Here is a 16578-nt window from a genome sequence, read left to right on the forward strand (position 1 = left end):
CTGCCGCAGCCCTCGTCATCTGGCTCCGCACATGATCGGCCGGACAAGTCCTAGTCGGCCCCGTTCCCGTACATCTCCTCGACGTCCCGCGCGAAGTCCCGCAGCACCGCCCGCCGTTTGAGTTTCAGGGACGGCGTCAGATGGCCGGAGGCCTCCGAGAACTCGGTGTTCAGGACGCGGAAGGCACGGATCGACTCGGCCCGCGAGACCAGCCGGTTGGCGTCGTCCACCCCCCGCTGGAGCACGGCGAGCAGCTCCGGGTCCCGGGCGAGCTCCCAGAGCGCCAGGTGGTCCTTGCGCCGCGTCCGCCGCCAGTGCGTCAGGCCCTCGTGGTCGAGGGTGATCAGGGCCGTGACGTACGGGCGGTCGTCGCCGAGGACCATGCACTGGGCGACCAGCGGGTGGGCGCGCAGCCAGTCCTCCAGCGGGGCGGGGGCCACGTTCTTGCCGGCCGAGGTGACGATGATGTCCTTCTTCCGGCCGGTGATCCGCAGATAGCCGTCCGCGTCGAGCGAGCCCAGGTCCCCGGTGGGGAACCAGCCGTCGTCGGTGTGCGGCAGGGCCGCCCCGCGCTGCGCGTCCCAGTAGCCGGCGAAGACGTGGCCGCCCCTGAGCCAGACCTCGCCGTCGTCGGCGATCCGGACGGCCGTGCCCGGCAGGGGCCATCCGACGGTTCCGGTGCGCGGCCGGCGGGGCGGGGTGACCGTGGAGGCGGCCGTGGTCTCCGTCAGGCCGTACCCCTCGAAGACCTCGACGCCGGCGCCCGCGAAGAACTCGGCGAGCCGGGCGCCGAGCGGGGCGCCGCCGCAGATCACGTACTTCACGCGGCCGCCGAGCGCGTTCCGTATCCGCCGGTAGACCAGCGGGTCGTACAGCGCCCGCGCGGCGCGCAGGGCGAGCGGGGGCGAGGCCTCCCGCCCGTACCGGCGGGCGATCCGGGCGGCCCGGTCGAAGACGGCGGCCTTCCCGCCGCGCTCGGCGGTGGCGCGGGCCCGGTCGTGGACCTTCTGCAGGACGTACGGGATGGCCAGGAGGAACGTGGGCCGGAAGCCGGCCAGGTCGGTGAGGAGCTCCTCGCCCTCGACGGAGGGGGCGTGCCCGACCCGGACGCGGGCGCGGACGCAGCCGACGGCGACCATCCGCCCGAAGACGTGGGAGAGCGGCAGGAAGAGGAGGGTGGCGGCGGGCTCCTCGCCCTCCGGGACGAAGACGGGGTGGAGGAGCCGGACGGCGTTGTCGACCTCGGCGAAGAAGTTGGCGTGGGTGAGGGCGCAGCCCTTGGGCCGGCCGGTGGTGCCGGAGGTGTAGACGAGGGTGGCGAGGGCCTCCGGGGTGAGCAGCCCCCGGCGGGCGGTGACGGCCTCGTCGGCGACGCGCCGCCCGGCCTTCCGCAGCTGCTCGACGGCACCGGCCCCGATCACCCACAGCTGGGTGAGGCCGGGCAGCTGCCGCCGTTCGGCGGAGACGAGCCGTGCCTGCCCGGCGTCCTCGACGACACAGGCCGCGGCCCCTGAGTCCTGGAGGATCCAGCGGGTCTGGAAGGCGGAGGAGGTGGGGTACACGGGGACGGTGACGAGCCCGGCGGCCCAGGCGGCGAAGTCGATCAGGGTCCACTCGTAGGTGGTGCGGGCCATGAGCGCGAGCCGGTCGCCGGGGCGCAGTCCGGCGGCGATGAGCCCTTTGGCGACGGAGTGCACCTCGGCGGCGAAGCGGGAGGCGCTGACGTCGTACCACCGGCCCTCCGCGTCCTTCCGGGAGAAGAGGACGGCCTCGGGGTCCTGCCGGGCGTTGTCGTAGGGCAGGTCGGCGAGGGAGCCGCGGGCCACCCGGGGGACGAGCGCGGGGACGGACGCCTCCCGCACGCGGCCGTCCACCACCACCTTCCGCGGCTCGTCGGGCTCGGGGGTCTCGGCTGCGGCGGTGACGACGGACACGTGCGGCTCCTCGGTCTGCGCGGTGAACTGAGGTCGTGCGTCGGTGCGTCGAGCCCTGAGTCGTCCCGGCTTCCCGGACCAGCCGGTAACCTTACTGCCCGGTAAGCGCTAGCGGGGAGACCAGCGTTCGCTTTTCATGAGGTTTCCGAGCCCGGCCCAGGCGAAGTTCATCAGCGTCGCGGCGGCCTCCTTCGCCGCCACCCCCGGGGTCTCGTTCGCCCAGCTGGCCAACGACTCGGCGGACCCGACCAGCGCCTGCGCGAGCGCGTCCACGTCCCGCCCGGTGATCACCACGTCCGCCTCCCGGGCGGCCTCTCCGATCAGTCCCGCCACGAAGCCCACGATCTCGTCCCGCATCCGCGCCACCTCGCCGGCGAACGGCTCCCCCTGCGTCCGCGCCTGCCGGCTCAGCACCACCCACGAGTCCGGGTGCTCGGCGGCGTACGTGAAGAAGGCGAGCAGCCCCGCCCAGAGCCGCTCGTCCGGCGGCACCTCCGCCCCTCCGACCCCGGCGTCCACGGCCGCGAGCAGGGCCCCCGCCTCGCGCCGGATGCAGGCGGTGAACAGCTCCTCCTTGGAGCCCAGGTACAGATAGACCAGGGGCTTGGAGACCCCGGCGAGTTCGGCGATCTCGTCCATGGACGCCGCCTGGTACCCGTGGCGGGCGAAGCACCGCACGGCCGCGTCCACCATCTGCCGCTCCCGCACCACCCGCGGCAACCGCCGCGCCTTCGCCCCGCCGGCCATGGCGCCCCACCCCTGCTTCCAAGATCCACTGGATGCCCCGCAGAAGCGTACGTGCCCCCCGCCCGGTCGGGGCAGGGGGCACGTACGCGCTTCGCGAGGGGTCAGGCGGCCGCCGCGGCCGGGACCTTCCGGTCGCTGTCGGCGCCCTCGGCCAGGTCGTCGATCGGGGACGACGAGGCGTGCTCGTACGCGGTGAGGTCGAGGATCTTCTCGCGGGCCGAGACGATCACCGGGACCAGGGCCTGGCCCGCGACGTTCGTGGCCGTCCGCATCATGTCGAGGACCGGGTCGATCGCCATGAGGAGGCCGACGCCCTCCAGGGGGAGGCCCAGGGTGGAGAGGGTCAGGGTGAGCATGACGGTGGCGCCGGTGAGGCCGGCGGTGGCCGCCGAGCCGATGACCGAGACGAAGGCGATCAGCAGGTAGTCGCCGATGCCCAGCTGGACGTCGAAGATCTGCGCGATGAAGATCGCGGCGAGGGCCGGGTAGATCGCGGCGCAGCCGTCCATCTTGGTCGTGGCGCCGAACGGGACGGCGAAGGAGGCGTACTCCTTCGGGACGCCGAGGCGTTCGGTGACCTTCTGGGTGACCGGCATGGTGCCGACGGAGGAGCGGGAGACGAAGGCCAGCTGGATGGCGGGCCAGGCGCCCTTGTAGAACGGGAGCGGGCTGACCTTGGCGACCGTGGCGAGCAGCAGCGGGTAGACGCCGAAGAGGACCAGGGCGCAGCCGACGTAGATGTCGGCGGTGAAGGTCGCGTACTTGCCGATCAGGTCCCAGCCGTAGTCGGCGATGGCGAAGCCGATGAGGCCGACGGTGCCGAGCGGGGCGAGGCGGATGACCCACCACAGGGCCTTCTGGAGGAGCTCCAGGACGGACTCGGAGAGGGTGAGGATCGGCTTGGCGCGGTCGCCGAGCTGGAGGGCCGCGATGCCGGCGACGGCGGCCATGAAGACGATCTGCAGGACGTTCAGCTCGGTGAAGGGCGTGATGACGTCCGTCGGGACGATGCCGGTGAGGAAGTCGAGCCAGGAGCCCTCGTGCTTGGGGAGCTTGCCGTCCTTCGGCGTGAGGCCGGTGCCGGCGCCCGGGTCGGTGATCAGGCCGATCGCGAGGCCGATGCCGACCGCGATGAGTGAGGTGATCATGAACCAGAGCAGCGTCCGGGTGGCGAGGCGGGCGGCGTTGTTCACCTTCCGCAGGTTGGTGATCGACACCAGGATCGCGAAGAAGACGAGGGGCGCGACGGCCAGCTTGAGCAGCTGGACGAAGATGTCGCCGATCTGGCCGAGGGTCTCCTTGAGCCAGGCGACGTCCTGGCTGCGGGCGACCCAGCCGAGGAGGGCGCCGAGGGCCAGACCGGCGATGATCTGGGCCCAGAAGGGGACCTTGGGTATCCGGGGCTTCGTCTCGGGCGTCACGGACGCGGACACGGGCACACTCCACAGGTGCGTATCGGGAAATACGGGGACGGGGGTGCGGCACACACGCGCTGTTCACGCGGGCCGCTGCATGATGCCGGATCAGAAGGCGCGGCAACAGACCGCGGACATACAGCGGCAGAGATCGACGTGCAGGCGCGCCACGAGCGGGGTGCTCGCGGCATCGGAGGGGCGCGCTGCTGTCTTCATGCCGAACACGTTAACACTTGAACTTTGAGAACCTCAAAGCCATTCTTTGGGGCCGGAAAACGCCGTTTCGCCCTCGAAACGCAGAACACCCCAGGCAGGAGCCTTGGAAGGCCCTACCCGGGGTGGGGTGTCTGTGAGGAAGCTTACGCAGCCTTTACGCGGCTACAGCGCGTCCTCCTGGGAGCGGTTCGCGTCGAGCCGGCCCTTGGCGCGCTCGACCTTCGCCACGACCTCCGCGCTCGCCTCGTCCCGCACCTTGCGCAGGAGCACGAAGCTGAGGGGGGCGGAGATGACGATGGAGAGGAGGAGGACCCAGAACAGGTTCGAGTCGCCCAGACCGCGCGGCAGCGCGCCGACGTAGACGAGACCCCACAGGGCGAGGAAGCACCCGGCGAAGATCCCGAGCCGCATCAGCGTGTAGCGGAGCATGTCAGTCCAGTCTTCCGTTCCGAAAGATCCCGAAGTTTCCCAGCGGGACGAACGCCCTCCAGTGAAGCACGCGACGGCGGACGATCCGGGACCGGGCCTCTTGAGCGCCGGGAAAGTAAGGGATAGGCTCCCATCATGACCCTTACTTTCGAGGTGGATCCGGCCGTCGACCCCGCCCTGCGCGACGGCGTGCTCTCCCTCTGGGCCGACGTCTCCAACGCGGGCGGCGCCGTCGGCTTCGTACCCCCCGTCACCCCCGAGGAGATCCGCCCCGCCCTGCTCCGGCACCTGGTCGCCATGGCAGAGGGCGGCACCCGCCTCCTCGTCGGCCGCGACGAGGACGGCCGGATCGCGGCCACCGCCTTCTTCACCTTCAACACCCACCCGCTGATGACCCACTGGGTGTGGCTCTACACCGTGATGGTCCACCCCCGGCACCAGGGCCGGGGCTACGGCCGCGACCTCATGGCGGCGGTCGAGCACACCGCCCGCACCGCCGAGGGCTTCGAGGCGATCGAGGCGATACGGCTGACCTGCCGGGGCGGCACCGGCGTCGAGGCCTTCTACGGCAAGTCCGGCTACAAGGAGGTCGGCCGCGTCCCCGACGCGATCCGGGTCGCCCCCGGCGACGACCGCGACGACATCATCATGCTGCTGCCCCTGGGGTGACCCGCACCGAGACCGAACGACCCGACCGGACCGGGCACAGGATGTCGGGTCCGCGCCCGGGGGTCCTTCCTACGGTGAAGACACGGAAAAAGGAAGGACGGACCACGTGCTGGACCGGCTCAACCAGGCGCTCGACCACATCGAGGAGCGCCTCCGCGACGACCTCGACCCGGCCGAGCTCGCCCGGATAGCGACCACCTCCGAGTACCACTTCCGGCGCCTCTTCTCGGCGCTCGCGGGGATGCCCCTGTCGGAGTACGTGCGCCGCCGGCGGCTCACCGTCGCCGGCGCCGAGGTCCTCGCCGCGGAGCGGACGCTCCTGGAGATCGCGGTCCGGTACGGCTACGGCTCCGGGGAGGCCTTCGCCCGCGCGTTCCGCGCGGTGCACGGCGTCGGCCCCGGCGAGGCCCGCCGCACCGGCGCCACGCTCGCCGCCCAGCCGCGCATGTCCTTCCGTCTCGTCGTCGAAGGGAACAGCACCATGCGGTACAGGGTCGTGGAGAAGGAAGACTTCCGGGTCGTCGGGCGCGGGGCCCGGGTCCCCCTGGTCCACGAGGGGGAGAACCCGGCGATCGCCGCACACATCAAGTCCATCGGCCAGGAGGCCCTGGCCCGGCTCGCCCGCCTCTCGGACGGGGAACCCGCGGGCGTCGTCTCGGTGGTCACGCACCTCACGGACAGCAGGGAGGAGGGCGCCGAACTCGACTACTGGCACGGGGTCGTCAGCGGGGCCGAGGTCCCGGCGGAGTTCGACGCGCTCGACGTGCCCGCCGGCACCTGGGCGGTCTTCGAGAACGAGGGCCCCTACCCGCAGGCGCTCCAGTACCTGTGGCGGGACGTCTTCACCCAGTGGTTCCCGTCCAACCCGTACGCGAGCCGCCCCGGCCCCGAGCTGCTGAGCGTCCTGCCCTCGGCGGACTGGACGACGGCGCGTGCGGAGCTGTGGATCCCGGTGGAGCGCACCGGGGAATGAGCGGAGGGCCGGCGGGGAGCCCCCCCGCCGGCCCTCCGCCCGCGAGAGGTCAGACCCGCATCGGCTGCGGCGACTCGCGCCGGTCCGCTTCCGGGCCCGGGTACTCGCGGATGATCTCGTACCGCGTGTTCCGCTCGACCGGCCGGAAGCCCGCGTCGCGGATCAGTTCGAGCAGGTCCTCGCGGCCCAGCTTGTTCGGCGTGCCGTAGTTGTCGGCGTCGTGCGTGATCTTGTACTCGACGACCGAGCCGTCCATGTCGTCGGCACCGTGCTGGAGCGCCAGCTGCGCCGTCTGGACGCCGTGCATGACCCAGAAGACCTTGACGTGCGGCACGTTGTCGAAGAGCAGCCGGGAGACCGCGAAGGTCTTCAGGGCCTCGGCACCGGTCGCCATCGTGGTGCGCGCCTGGAGCTTGTTGCGGATCTTGCCGTCCTGCATGTCCACGAAGTCGTGCTGGTAGCGCAGCGGGATGAAGACCTGGAAGCCGCCGGTCTCGTCCTGGAGCTCGCGGAGCCGGAGCACGTGGTCCACGCGGTGGCGCGGCTCCTCGATGTGCCCGTAGAGCATCGTGCACGGGGTCTTCAGACCCTTCTCGTGCGCGAGCCGGTGGATCCGGGACCAGTCCTCCCAGTGGGTGCGGTGGTCCACGATGTGCTGCCGGACCTCCCAGTCGAAGATCTCGGCGCCGCCGCCGGTCAGGGACTCCAGGCCGGCCTCGATCAGCTCGTCGAGGATCTCGGAGGCGGAGAGCCCGGAGATCGTCTCGAAGTGGTGGATCTCGGTCGCGGTGAACGCCTTGAGGGAGACGTTCGGCAGGGCCTTCTTGAGCTCGGAGAGGGAGCGCGGGTAGTAGCGCCAGGGCAGGTTGGGGTGGAGCCCGTTGACGATGTGGAGCTCGGTGAGGTTCTCGTTCTCCATCGCCTTCGCGAGGCGCACGGCCTCCTCGATGCGCATGGTGTACGCGTCCTTCTCGCCCGGCTTGCGCTGGAAGGAGCAGTAGGCGCAGGAGGCGGTGCAGACGTTGGTCATGTTCAGATGCCGGTTGACATTGAAGTGGACCACGTCGCCGTTCTTGCGGGTCCGGACCTCGTGGGCCAGACCGCCGAGCCAGGCGAGGTCGTCGGACTCGTACAGGGCGATGCCGTCCTCACGGCTCAGCCGCTCACCGTCCCGGACCTTCTGCTCAAGTTCGCGCTTGAGTCCCGCGTCCATGTACGGCCGCCTCCCTTTGTCTCCGAATCAAGCTCCACCCACCGTACTCTCAGCCCTCCTCGGGCAGCTCCCCGACCCGGTTCTCCCACTTGGTGGAGAGCACGATCGTCGTACGGGTGCGGGAGACGCCCTTGGTGCCGGAGAGGCGCCGGATCGTCTTCTCCAGGCCGTCGACATCGTTCGCCCGCACCTTGAGCATGAAGGAGTCGTCGCCGGCGATGAACCAGCAGTCCTCGATCTCGGCGAGGTCCTTCAGCCGGCGGGCCACGTCCTCGTGGTCGGCGGCGTCGGAGAGCGAGATGCCGATGAGGGCGGTGACGCCGAGGCCGAGCGAGGCGGCGTTCACGGTGGCGCGGTAGCCGGTGATGACCCCGGCGGCCTCGAGCCGGTTGATGCGGTCGGTGACGGAGGGGCCGGAGAGCCCGACGAGCCGGCCGAGCTCGGCGTACGAGGCGCGGCCGTTCTCGCGCAGAGCCTGGATGAGCTGCCTGTCCACGGCGTCCATAAAGAGGAACCTTCCATTGTCCAGCGATACCGCGAGTATAGGTATAGAATCTAAGGCACACAGGGGCGACACCCTGTGAATCTTTCAGCAGATCAAAGACGATCTTTCAGGAGTGGTGATCACCGTGTACACGATCGAGATGGCCTACGCCCGCATGCGTGAGCTGCAGGAGCTGGCCAGCCGCTCGCGTGCCCACCAGACGACCGCCGCTTCGAAGCGCGCCGCCAAGAAGGCCGCGAAGAAGCGCTAATCCGTACGGGAAGCTCCACCGAGCTCTCCCTCCCAACGGCGGTACAGCCGGTGCGGCACCCCTGCCGCGTCGAGCACCCGCCCGGCGACGAAGTCCACCAGGTCCTGGATGTGCGTCGCCCCCGCGTAGAACGCCGGAGAGGCGGGCAGCACCACGGCGCCCGCCTCGTCCAGCGCCACCATGTGCTTGAGCGTCTGCCCGTTCAGCGGGGTCTCCCGCACCGCGACCACCAGCGGACGCCGCTCCTTCAGCGTCACGCTCGCGACCCGCTGCAACAGGTCCTTCGAGAGGCCGAGCGCCACTCCCGCCACCGCGGCGGTCGAGGCCGGCACCACCAGCATCCCCTTCGCCGGGTACGAACCGGAGGACGGCCCCGCGGCCAGGTCCCCGGCCCCCCAGTACCGCACGTCGTCCAAGGCGCCCGAGACGTCGAAGGCGTCCGGCTTCCCGTCCGCGCCCCGCGCCAGCCAGGCCGCCAGGTCCTCGCGCCAGTGCGCGTCCCGGAAGGCGATCCCCGTCTCGTCGAGCAGCGTCAGCCGCGAGGCCCGCGACACGACGAGGTCGACGCTCTCCCCCGCCTCGATCAGCCCCCTCAGCACGGCGGCGGCGTACGGCGTGCCCGACGCCCCGGAAACCCCCACGACCCAAGGGGTGCGCTTGCCGTCGTTCATGCCGTCGAGCCTATCCGTCGTGACACCGGGGTTACGGGGTGAGCCCGCGGACCGACAGGTCGAGGAGGGCGCACACGAACAGGCTGATGCCGATGAAGCCGTTCGTCGTGAAGAACGCCCTGTTCAGCCGGGACAGGTCGTGCGGCTTCACGATCGTGTGCTCGTAGCCGAAGGCCACGACCACCACGACCAGGCCGATCCAGAAGAACGGCCCCGCGTCCGTCAGCAGGGCGTACCAGACGAGCAGGCCCGTCGTCACGACCGCCGAGGCGCGGGCACCCCACAGCGCCGCCGGAACGCCGAAGCGGGCCGGCACCGACATCACGCCGTGCGCCCGGTCCGCCTGCACGTCCTGGCAGGCGAAGATCAGGTCGAAGCCGCCGATCCAGACGCCCACCGCGAGGCCCAGGACGACCGCGTCCCAGGACCACGCGCCGGTCACCGCGAGCCAGGCGCCGATCGGGCCGATGGACTGGGCGAGGCCCAGGATGGCGTGCGGGAAGTTCGTGAACCGCTTGCCGTACGGATAGACGACCATCGGGACGACGGCCAGCGGCGCGAGCGCCAGGCAGAGCGGGTTCAGCAGGGCGGCGGCGCCGAGGAAGACGACGACGGCGATCCCCGCCCCGGTCCACGCCGAGCGCACGGACACCGCGCCGGTCACCAGCTCCCGCCCGGCCGTCCGCGGATTGCGCGCGTCGATCTCGCGGTCGATGATCCGGTTGCAGGCCATGGCGAAGGTCCGCAGGCCCACCATGCAGACGGTGACGAGGAGGAGCTTCCACCAGTGGACGTTCCGGTCCAGCTGGAACATCGCGGTGAGCGAGGCGATGTAGGCGAAGGGCAGCGCGAAGACCGAGTGCTCGATCATCACGAGCCGCAGGAAGGCCTTGGTGCGACCCGGCTGTGCGCCGGGCACGGCCGCGGTGGTCACAGCCCGTACTCCTTCCAGCGGCGGTCCACCAGGGCCGCCGTCGCCGGGTCCGACTCCACCATGTCCGGCCAGCCGCCGTCCCGGGTGTAGCCCTCCTCGGGCAGCTTCTTCGTGGCGTCGATGCCGGCCTTGCCGCCCCAGAACTGCTGGTACGAGGCGTGGTCGAGGTGGTCGACGGGCCCCTCGACCACGGTCAGGTCACGCGCGTAGTCCGTGTTGCCGAGGGCCCGCCAGGACACCTCGTGCAGGTCGTGCACGTCGCAGTCCTTGTCGACCACGATGATCAGCTTGGTCAGCGACATCATGTGCGCGCCCCAGATGGCGTGCATGACCTTCTGCGCGTGCTTCGGGTACTTCTTGTCGATCGAGACGATCGCGCAGTTGTGGAAGCCGCCCGACTCCGGCAGGTGGTAGTCGACGATGTCCGGCACGATGATCTTGAGGAGCGGCAGGAAGAACCGCTCCGTGGCCCGGCCGAGCGGCCCGTCCTCGGTCGGCGGCCGGCCGACGACGATCGACTGGAGCAGCGGACGCCTGCGCATCGTGACGCAGTCGATCTTCAGCGCGGGGAACGGCTCCTGCGGCGTGTAGAAGCCGGTGTGGTCGCCGAAGGGACCCTCCGGCAGCATCTCGCCCGGCTCCAGCCAGCCCTCGACCACGACCTCGGCCTGTGCCGGGACCTGGAGCGGGACGGTCTTGCAGTCGACCATCTCGATCCGCCTGCCCTGCACGAAGCCGGCGAAGAGGTACTCGTCGATGTCGCCGGGCAACGGCGCCGTCGAGGCGTACGTGACGGCCGGCGGGCAGCCGAAGGCGATGGCGACCGGCAGCCGCTCGCCCCTCGCGGCGGCCACCGCGTAGTGGTTGCGGCTGTCCTTGTGGATCTGCCAGTGCATGCCGATGGTGCGCTTGTCGTGCCGCTGGAGCCGGTAGAGCCCCAGGTTCCGCACACCGGTCTCGGGATGCTTGGTGTGGGTGAGGCCCAGGTTGAAGAAGGACCCGCCGTCCTTCGGCCAGGTGAACAGCGCCGGGAGCTTGTCCAGGTCCACGTCGTCCCCGGTGAGCACGACCTCCTGGACCGGAGCGTCCTTCACCTTCTTCGGCGGCACGTGGACCATCGAGCCCAGCTTCCCGAAGGCCTCGCGGACCCCGACGAAGCCGTGCGGCAGCTCCGGCTTGAGGAGCCCGCCGATCTTCTCGCTGATCTCGCCGTACGACTTCAGGCCGAGCGCCTTGAGCAGCCGGCGGTCCGTACCGAAGACGTTCATCGCGAGCGGCATGGCGGAGCCCTTGACGTTCTCGAAGAGGAGCGCCGGCCCTCCCGCCTTGTTCACCCGGTCGACGATCTCCCCGACCTCCAGGTACGGGTCGACTTCGGCCTTGATGCGCTTGAGGTCGCCTTCGCGCTCCAGGGCCCTGAGCAGCGAGCGGAGATCGTCGTAAGCCATAGGGGCAAGTATCCGCCACGGGCTAGGCTTGGCCTGTCACCGGGGCCGCCGCAACCGGCCCCGCCGCTGCTTCCAGGGGGCCGCACCACATGCTCAGGGCACTGATGTACATCCTGCCGCTGGCACTGACGATCTATGCCTTCATCGACTGCCTGAACACCCCCGAGGACGAGGCCAAGCACCTGCCGAAGGTGGTCTGGGTCATCATCATCCTGCTGTTCTGGATCGTGGGCCCGATCGTCTGGTTCGCCGCCGGCAAGATGCGGCACGCCCCCGCCGGAGGCCGTACGCCCTCCGAGTGGCACCGCAACCACCGCCACGAGTGGGTCGCCCCGGACGACAACCCCGAGTTCCTCAGGTCCCTCAAGGACGAGAACAAGAAGGACGAGGCCCTCCTCAAGGACTGGGAGGCGGACCTGCGCCGCCGCGAGGAGGAGCTGAAGAGGCGCGAGCAGGGCAAGTCCGGCGAGGACACGGGGACCGACGGCTGATGGAGCTGCGGCTCCTGGCCACCTTCGAGAAGGTCGCCGACGTCCTCTCCTTCACCCGGGCGGCCACGGAGCTCGGCTACGCCCAGTCGAGCGTGACGGCCCAGATCCGGTCGCTCGAATCCGCCCTCGGGGTCGACCTCTTCGAACGCCTCGGCAGCCGCATCCGCCTCACGGAGGCCGGCGAACGCCTCCTGCCGTACGCCCGCCGGATGAGGGACCTGGCGGAGGAGGCCCGTACGGCCGTCGCGGCCACGGCGGAACCCTCGGGCCCGATCGCGATCGGCACCATGGAGTCGCTCACCTCCTACCGGCTGCCACCGCTCCTGGAGTACTTCCACCACCGCTACCCCGGGGTGCGGCTGACGCTGCGGCCCACGCTCGGCGACGAGACCCGGAAGGCGCTGCGGCAGGGCACGTACGACGTCGGCTTCCTGATGGAGCCGGAGACGGAGCACGAGGGTCTGGAGACCGAGGTCCTCGCCCCGGAGCCCCTGGCCCTGGTGGCGGCCCCGGGCCACCCCCTCGCCACCCGTACGTCCCTGACGAACGCGGACCTGGCGGACGCCCGGGCGCTCGGCACCGAACCGGGCTGCTCGTACCGCGACCTGTTCGAGGCGGAGCTGCGGGAGTGGGCGCCGCCGTTCATGGAGTTCGGCACGATCGAGGCGACGAAGCGGGGCGCGGCGGCGGGCCTCGGGGTGGCGCTGCTGCCGAAGGTGACGGTCACGGAGGAACTGACGTCCGGGACACTGGTGGAGCTGCCCTGGAAGGCCCCGTTCACCCTCTTCACCCAGCTCGCGTGGCGGCGGGGGAAGCGGCTTCCGGCACACGTGCGGCTGTTCGTGGAGCAGGCGCGGCGGCTGGTGTCCGAGCAGCGAGGGTGACCCTGAGGCCGGCGAGGACGATCAGCGGGACGCCGAGCGCCTGGACGAGCCCGATGTGATGCCCGTACACCGCCCAGTCGACGCCCATGGCGACGGCGGGGTAGGCGAAGGCGAGGACGGCGATCTTGGCGGTGGGCAGCTTGGCGTAGGCGGCGTACATGAGCACGTACATCAGGCCCGTGTGGATGAACCCGAGCCCGACGAGCCAGCCCCAACCGCTCCCGCCGACGCCCCCGAAGTCCACGAAGGGCAGCAGCAGCGGCATCCCCACCAGCACCTGGACGAGCGCGACCAGATGGGGCCGCACGCCGGTGATCCGCCTGGTGACGAAGGTCGCGAGGGCGTAGAGCACGGCGGCGGCGAGCGCGTACCCGAGCCCGGCGAGGGAGCCGGTGTCCCCCGGCCGGACGCCGGACACGAGCACGAGCCCGACGAAGGCGAGGGCGAGCCACCCGAGCCTGCCCGCGGAGATCCGCTCCCTCGTGAACAGGGCCCCGAGCAGCACGAGGAAGAACGGCTGCGTGTGGTAGACGACGGTGGCGAGCGAGATCGAGGTCGCCCGGTAGGCCTCGAAGAGGAAGACCCAGTTGAAGACGATGAACACCCCGCCGAGCGCGGCGAGCCCCAGCTTCCCCGCCGTGAACCCGTGCCCCGTGAAGAACCCCCGCGCGAGGCTGTAGGCCCCGAGCGCGAGGGCCCCGAAGAGGCACCGGAAGAACACCACCTCGAAGGGCGAGGCGCCGGACTCGACGACGAAGACGCCGAGGGTGCCGGAGAGCACCATGGCGAGGGTCAGTTCAAGGGTTCCCCTGGTCTCGTTTCTCATGGGGACGACGCTACGAACGGGGGCCGGGGGCGGTCCACGAGCCAGTGGGGCGTCCTCCCGATGGGGGCGATCGGCGGAGCCGATGGGACCGGAATACACCGGGGCGGCGCGGGGGTTGGCACCGGACATGACTCTCGACGGGGCCCCCGGTCCGAACCGCTCGTTCCTCTTCGTCCTCGGCAGCTCCCGTGCCGACGGCAACTCCGAGATCCTGGCCCGCGCGGCGGCCGAGCACCTGCCCGCCGACGTCCCGCAACGCTGGGTGGACCTGAACGAACTGACCCTGCCCGACTTCCAGGACGGCCGGCACGAGGACGCCGGCCGACGGCCCGGCGAGACCGAGGAACTGCTCCGCCGGGCGACGGTCGACGCCACGGACATCGTGATCGTCTCGCCCCTGTACTGGTACAGCCTCTCGGCGCAGACCAAGCGCTACCTGGACTACTGGTCGGGCTGGCTGAACGTGCCCGGCTCGGACTTCGAGGAACGCATGGCGGGCGGCACGCTGTGGGGGGTGACGGCCCTGGCGCACGAGGAGCACGAGGTCGCGGACGGCCTGGTCACCGGCCTGAACCACTCGGCGGCCTACCTGGGGATGCGCTTCGGCGGCGTCCTGACGGGCACGGCCTCCCGCCCCGGCCGCGTCCGCGCCGACGAACGGGCGATGACCCGCGCCAAGACCTTCTTCCGGGGCGAGGCCCCGCTCGCCCGGTTCCCCTACGAGGAGGTCGGCGCCGTCGCGTGAGGCCCTCCCGCCCGGGGAAGCCGCTTCCCCGGGCGGGAGACCCGACGCGAGACGTCAGTCGTCGGAGCCGACGGTGTTGTCGTGGCCGGCGTTGAAGATGTCGTCGTGCGCGAACTGGACCCAGTCGCCGAAGACGACGGTGTACGAGCCCTCCGGCTCGATCTCGACGTTCACATCGGCGCTCGCGGCGCCGGCGGTGCCGAAGACGATGGCCCCGACGGCAAGGGCGGTCAGCAGGGAACGCATGGCAGAGACCTCTCGGTGGAGCGACAGAACATCCCGCACGCTAGGCCCTCCCGTCCCCCGCCCTCCCCGACCCGGCCGACGCGGCCCCCGGGCCTCAGCCGATCGGCGGCAGCCCGAGGTGACCGGACGTGGCCACGGGGGCGGAGCGCCGCGCTCCGCAGCGGCTCATCGGGCGGGCCCGGCGTGGATGTTCCGGTGGTCGACGTCCACTCCGGTCGTCGCCGGCCACGGTCTCCGGCGTCGCTTGCGCCGCGCGGCCCGGGTGGGCGGCGGGACCTGCGGCAGCAGCCGGAGGGGGACCGGGATCCGTGCCCGGCTCAAGGCCCGCGGGAAAGGGTTCCGCATGTCGTCAGCTCCCTTGTGAAGGGGTGTCCACAGCCGTCGGGTTCACTGTTCGGACTCCTCGCGGCCGTCGAGCCACCGGTCGAGAAACCTCTGCCATCCGGCCTCCGCCCGGGCACGGAGAGCGGGGCTCAAACCCGTCGGCGGGACGGGAACGCCGTGCTGCGATGCGTCAGCATCCGTCGCTTCCACGCGAGCAACCTTAAGTGGAAGGGACTTAAAGCGTCAAGCGCTTATGGTTACGGCCCCCGGCGGGGGCAAGGAAGTAGGGTCACTGACAACAGTGAGCCGGAGGTAGGAACATGTCGGGCGATGCATGGATCAGCGAGACCGCGCCGTACCTGGCCCCGCGCGAGCCCGACCAGAACGACGCATGGACCGACGAGGCCGCTCGCCGTGGGCGCCGTGGCGGCCAACGACTCCTCCAGGCAGGCGAAGTGGACGCCCCCGACGCCGTCCGCACCGCGCTGGGCCTGTCCTCCGCCGAGCGCGTGATCGTCAGGCGCAGACTGATCCTGCTCGACGACCGGCCCGTGGAGCTGGCCGACTCCTACTACCCCATGCCCGTCGCCGGAGGCACGCCCCTGGCGGAACCGCGCAAGGTGCCCGGCGGCGCCGTCACCCTGCTCAAGGAGCTGGGGTACACCGGCGCCGAGGTCGTCGAGGACGTGAGTGCCGCCCTCGCCACCGCGGAAGAGCGCGAGCACCTGGGACTGCCCGAGGGCAGCGCCGTCCTCCGCCTGCTCCGCCTGACGCGGACCGCCGACGGAACGCCGATGGAGGCGTCCCTGATGACCATGCCGGCCGACAGGCACCTCACGTACCGGCTCGGAAAGCAGGGCGCGTGATGGCGAAGGAGTTCAAGGACCCGAGATCGCCGCACCAGAAGATCGCGGCGGAGCTTCGACGCCGGATCACCCGCGGAGACCTTCCTCCGGGAAGCAAGCTGGGCTCGACGGCCGAGCTGATGGAGCAGCACGGCGGCGTGGCCAACACGACCGTCCAGAAAGCCCTCCAGATGCTGAAGGCCGAGGGTCTCCTCGAAGGGCTCCCGGGCAAGGGCGTGTACGTCCGGCAGCACGCCCAGCAGTCCGTCGAACCGATCGCCTACATGACCCCGGCAGGGCCGGGCGAGCCCCACCCGTGGATGACCGAGGCCGCGAAACGACAGCAGGTCGGCAGGTCCCAGCTCCTCGACGTCGAGGTCGTCGTCCCGCCGAAGGAAGTGGCCGAAGCCCTGCACCTGGAGGACGGCGAGCGAACCGTGCTCCGCAAGCAGATCCTCTTCCTGGACGAGGAGCCGACGGAGCTCACCCGGTCGTACTACCCGCTGGGCCTGGTCGAAGGAACGGCCGTGCTGGAGAAGAAGCGGATTCGAGGCGGCACTCCGGCGCTGCTCGACTCGATGGGGTTTCCCCCGCGCGAGTTCGTGGACGAGCTGTCGTCCGAGATCCCGACGGAGGAGGAGGTCGTGGCGCTGGAGCTTCCGAAGGACATGCCCGTGCTGGTCGCCTTCCGGGTGGTCTACTCCGACGACCGGCGTCCGATCGAGGTCACGCTGATGACGAAGGCGGCACACCGTTATCGGATGCGCTACAGGCTTCCCGTGACGTAGCGCCCCGGAACGCGCCGCCGGAGAT

General features: G+C 70.9%; 19 protein-coding genes. 8 read left to right on the top strand and 11 right to left on the bottom strand.

What is annotated here, in order from left to right:
- Positions 1–50: 50 nt before the first annotated feature.
- The 4 genes from IE180_RS33435 to IE180_RS33450 all read right to left on the bottom strand — a co-directional run bounded on the left by IE180_RS33435 (position 51) and on the right by IE180_RS33450 (position 4741).
- A complete protein-coding gene (locus IE180_RS33435; protein WP_190160705.1) occupies positions 51–1934 on the bottom strand; it encodes an AMP-dependent synthetase/ligase in 1884 nt (627 codons plus the stop codon).
- A gap of 108 nt (positions 1935–2042) precedes the next feature.
- Positions 2043–2681, bottom strand: coding sequence for a TetR/AcrR family transcriptional regulator (locus IE180_RS33440; protein ID WP_190160706.1), 639 nt, complete (start codon positions 2679–2681; stop codon positions 2043–2045).
- A 101-nt stretch (positions 2682–2782) separates the two neighbouring features.
- On the bottom strand, positions 2783–4114 hold the full coding sequence (locus IE180_RS33445) for a dicarboxylate/amino acid:cation symporter (protein WP_190160707.1): 1332 nt from the start codon (positions 4112–4114) through the stop codon (positions 2783–2785).
- A 360-nt stretch (positions 4115–4474) separates the two neighbouring features.
- Entirely contained in the window at positions 4475–4741 is a 267-nt protein-coding gene (locus IE180_RS33450; RefSeq protein ID WP_190160708.1) for a DUF4229 domain-containing protein, read from the bottom strand.
- Between the two features lie 135 nt (positions 4742–4876).
- On the opposite strand from IE180_RS33450, the gene IE180_RS33455 reads away from it, so the two are divergent.
- Together IE180_RS33455 and IE180_RS33460 are read left to right on the top strand one after the other, a co-directional pair.
- Positions 4877–5410, top strand: a complete 534-nt coding sequence (locus tag IE180_RS33455; protein WP_190160709.1) for a GNAT family N-acetyltransferase — start codon at positions 4877–4879, stop codon at positions 5408–5410.
- Positions 5411–5516: 106 nt separating this feature from the next.
- Entirely contained in the window at positions 5517–6383 is an 867-nt protein-coding gene (locus IE180_RS33460; protein WP_190160710.1) for an AraC family transcriptional regulator, read from the top strand.
- A 49-nt stretch (positions 6384–6432) separates the two neighbouring features.
- On the opposite strand, the gene mqnE is transcribed toward IE180_RS33460, so the two are convergent.
- The gene (mqnE, locus tag IE180_RS33465; RefSeq protein ID WP_190160711.1) at positions 6433–7596 is read right to left on the bottom strand and encodes an aminofutalosine synthase MqnE; all 1164 of its coding nucleotides are present in this window, start codon (positions 7594–7596) and stop codon (positions 6433–6435) included.
- A gap of 49 nt (positions 7597–7645) precedes the next feature.
- Complete coding sequence (locus tag IE180_RS33470) at positions 7646–8101, bottom strand: Lrp/AsnC family transcriptional regulator (protein WP_030691729.1); 456 nt, start codon at positions 8099–8101, stop codon at positions 7646–7648.
- 112 nt (positions 8102–8213) lie between these two features.
- Between IE180_RS33470 and IE180_RS33475 the strand changes: the two genes are divergently transcribed.
- Complete coding sequence (locus IE180_RS33475; RefSeq protein WP_190160712.1) at positions 8214–8351, top strand: hypothetical protein; 138 nt, start codon at positions 8214–8216, stop codon at positions 8349–8351.
- Here IE180_RS33475 and IE180_RS33480 read toward each other — a convergent pair.
- Genes IE180_RS33480 through IE180_RS33490 form a run of 3 tightly spaced genes read right to left on the bottom strand, consistent with a single transcriptional unit; the run spans position 8348 to position 11404 of the window.
- Positions 8348–9022, bottom strand: a complete 675-nt coding sequence (locus IE180_RS33480) for a UbiX family flavin prenyltransferase (protein WP_190160713.1) — start codon at positions 9020–9022, stop codon at positions 8348–8350. The genes IE180_RS33475 and IE180_RS33480 overlap by 4 nt on opposite strands.
- A 31-nt stretch (positions 9023–9053) precedes the next feature.
- On the bottom strand, positions 9054–9956 hold the full coding sequence (gene mqnP / locus IE180_RS33485; protein WP_190160714.1) for a menaquinone biosynthesis prenyltransferase MqnP: 903 nt from the start codon (positions 9954–9956) through the stop codon (positions 9054–9056).
- Complete coding sequence (locus tag IE180_RS33490; RefSeq protein WP_190160715.1) at positions 9953–11404, bottom strand: menaquinone biosynthesis decarboxylase; 1452 nt, start codon at positions 11402–11404, stop codon at positions 9953–9955. The genes mqnP and IE180_RS33490 overlap by 4 nt, the downstream gene beginning before the upstream one ends.
- A gap of 89 nt (positions 11405–11493) precedes the next feature.
- Here IE180_RS33490 and IE180_RS33495 point away from each other — a divergent pair, with 89 nt between their 5' ends.
- Together IE180_RS33495 and IE180_RS33500 are read left to right on the top strand one after the other, a co-directional pair.
- Entirely contained in the window at positions 11494–11895 is a 402-nt protein-coding gene (locus IE180_RS33495; protein ID WP_190160716.1) for a PLD nuclease N-terminal domain-containing protein, read from the top strand.
- Positions 11895–12779, top strand: a complete 885-nt coding sequence (locus IE180_RS33500) for a LysR family transcriptional regulator (protein ID WP_190160717.1) — start codon at positions 11895–11897, stop codon at positions 12777–12779. The genes IE180_RS33495 and IE180_RS33500 overlap by 1 nt, the downstream gene beginning before the upstream one ends.
- Here IE180_RS33500 and IE180_RS33505 read toward each other — a convergent pair.
- Positions 12682–13605: a DMT family transporter gene (locus IE180_RS33505; protein WP_190160718.1), complete on the bottom strand. Its 924-nt coding sequence runs from the start codon at positions 13603–13605 to the stop codon at positions 12682–12684. The genes IE180_RS33500 and IE180_RS33505 overlap by 98 nt on opposite strands.
- Before the next feature lie 127 nt (positions 13606–13732).
- On the opposite strand from IE180_RS33505, the gene IE180_RS33510 reads away from it, so the two are divergent.
- Positions 13733–14350, top strand: a complete 618-nt coding sequence (locus tag IE180_RS33510) for a flavodoxin family protein (RefSeq protein ID WP_190160719.1) — start codon at positions 13733–13735, stop codon at positions 14348–14350.
- Positions 14351–14404: 54 nt separating this feature from the next.
- Here the strand turns inward: IE180_RS33510 and IE180_RS33515 are convergent, their stop codons facing one another.
- Complete coding sequence (locus IE180_RS33515) at positions 14405–14596, bottom strand: invasion associated locus B family protein (RefSeq protein WP_190160720.1); 192 nt, start codon at positions 14594–14596, stop codon at positions 14405–14407.
- Positions 14597–15240: 644 nt separating this feature from the next.
- Here IE180_RS33515 and IE180_RS33520 point away from each other — a divergent pair.
- Positions 15241–15786: a GntR family transcriptional regulator gene (locus tag IE180_RS33520; RefSeq protein WP_190160721.1), complete on the top strand. Its 546-nt coding sequence runs from the start codon at positions 15241–15243 to the stop codon at positions 15784–15786.
- Entirely contained in the window at positions 15786–16553 is a 768-nt protein-coding gene (locus tag IE180_RS33525) for a GntR family transcriptional regulator (protein WP_190160722.1), read from the top strand. The genes IE180_RS33520 and IE180_RS33525 overlap by 1 nt, the downstream gene beginning before the upstream one ends.
- The last annotated feature ends 25 nt before the right edge of the window (positions 16554–16578 follow it).

This window comes from Streptomyces litmocidini, from assembly GCF_014649755.1.
In the GTDB taxonomy this organism is placed as follows: domain Bacteria; phylum Actinomycetota; class Actinomycetes; order Streptomycetales; family Streptomycetaceae; genus Streptomyces; species Streptomyces litmocidini.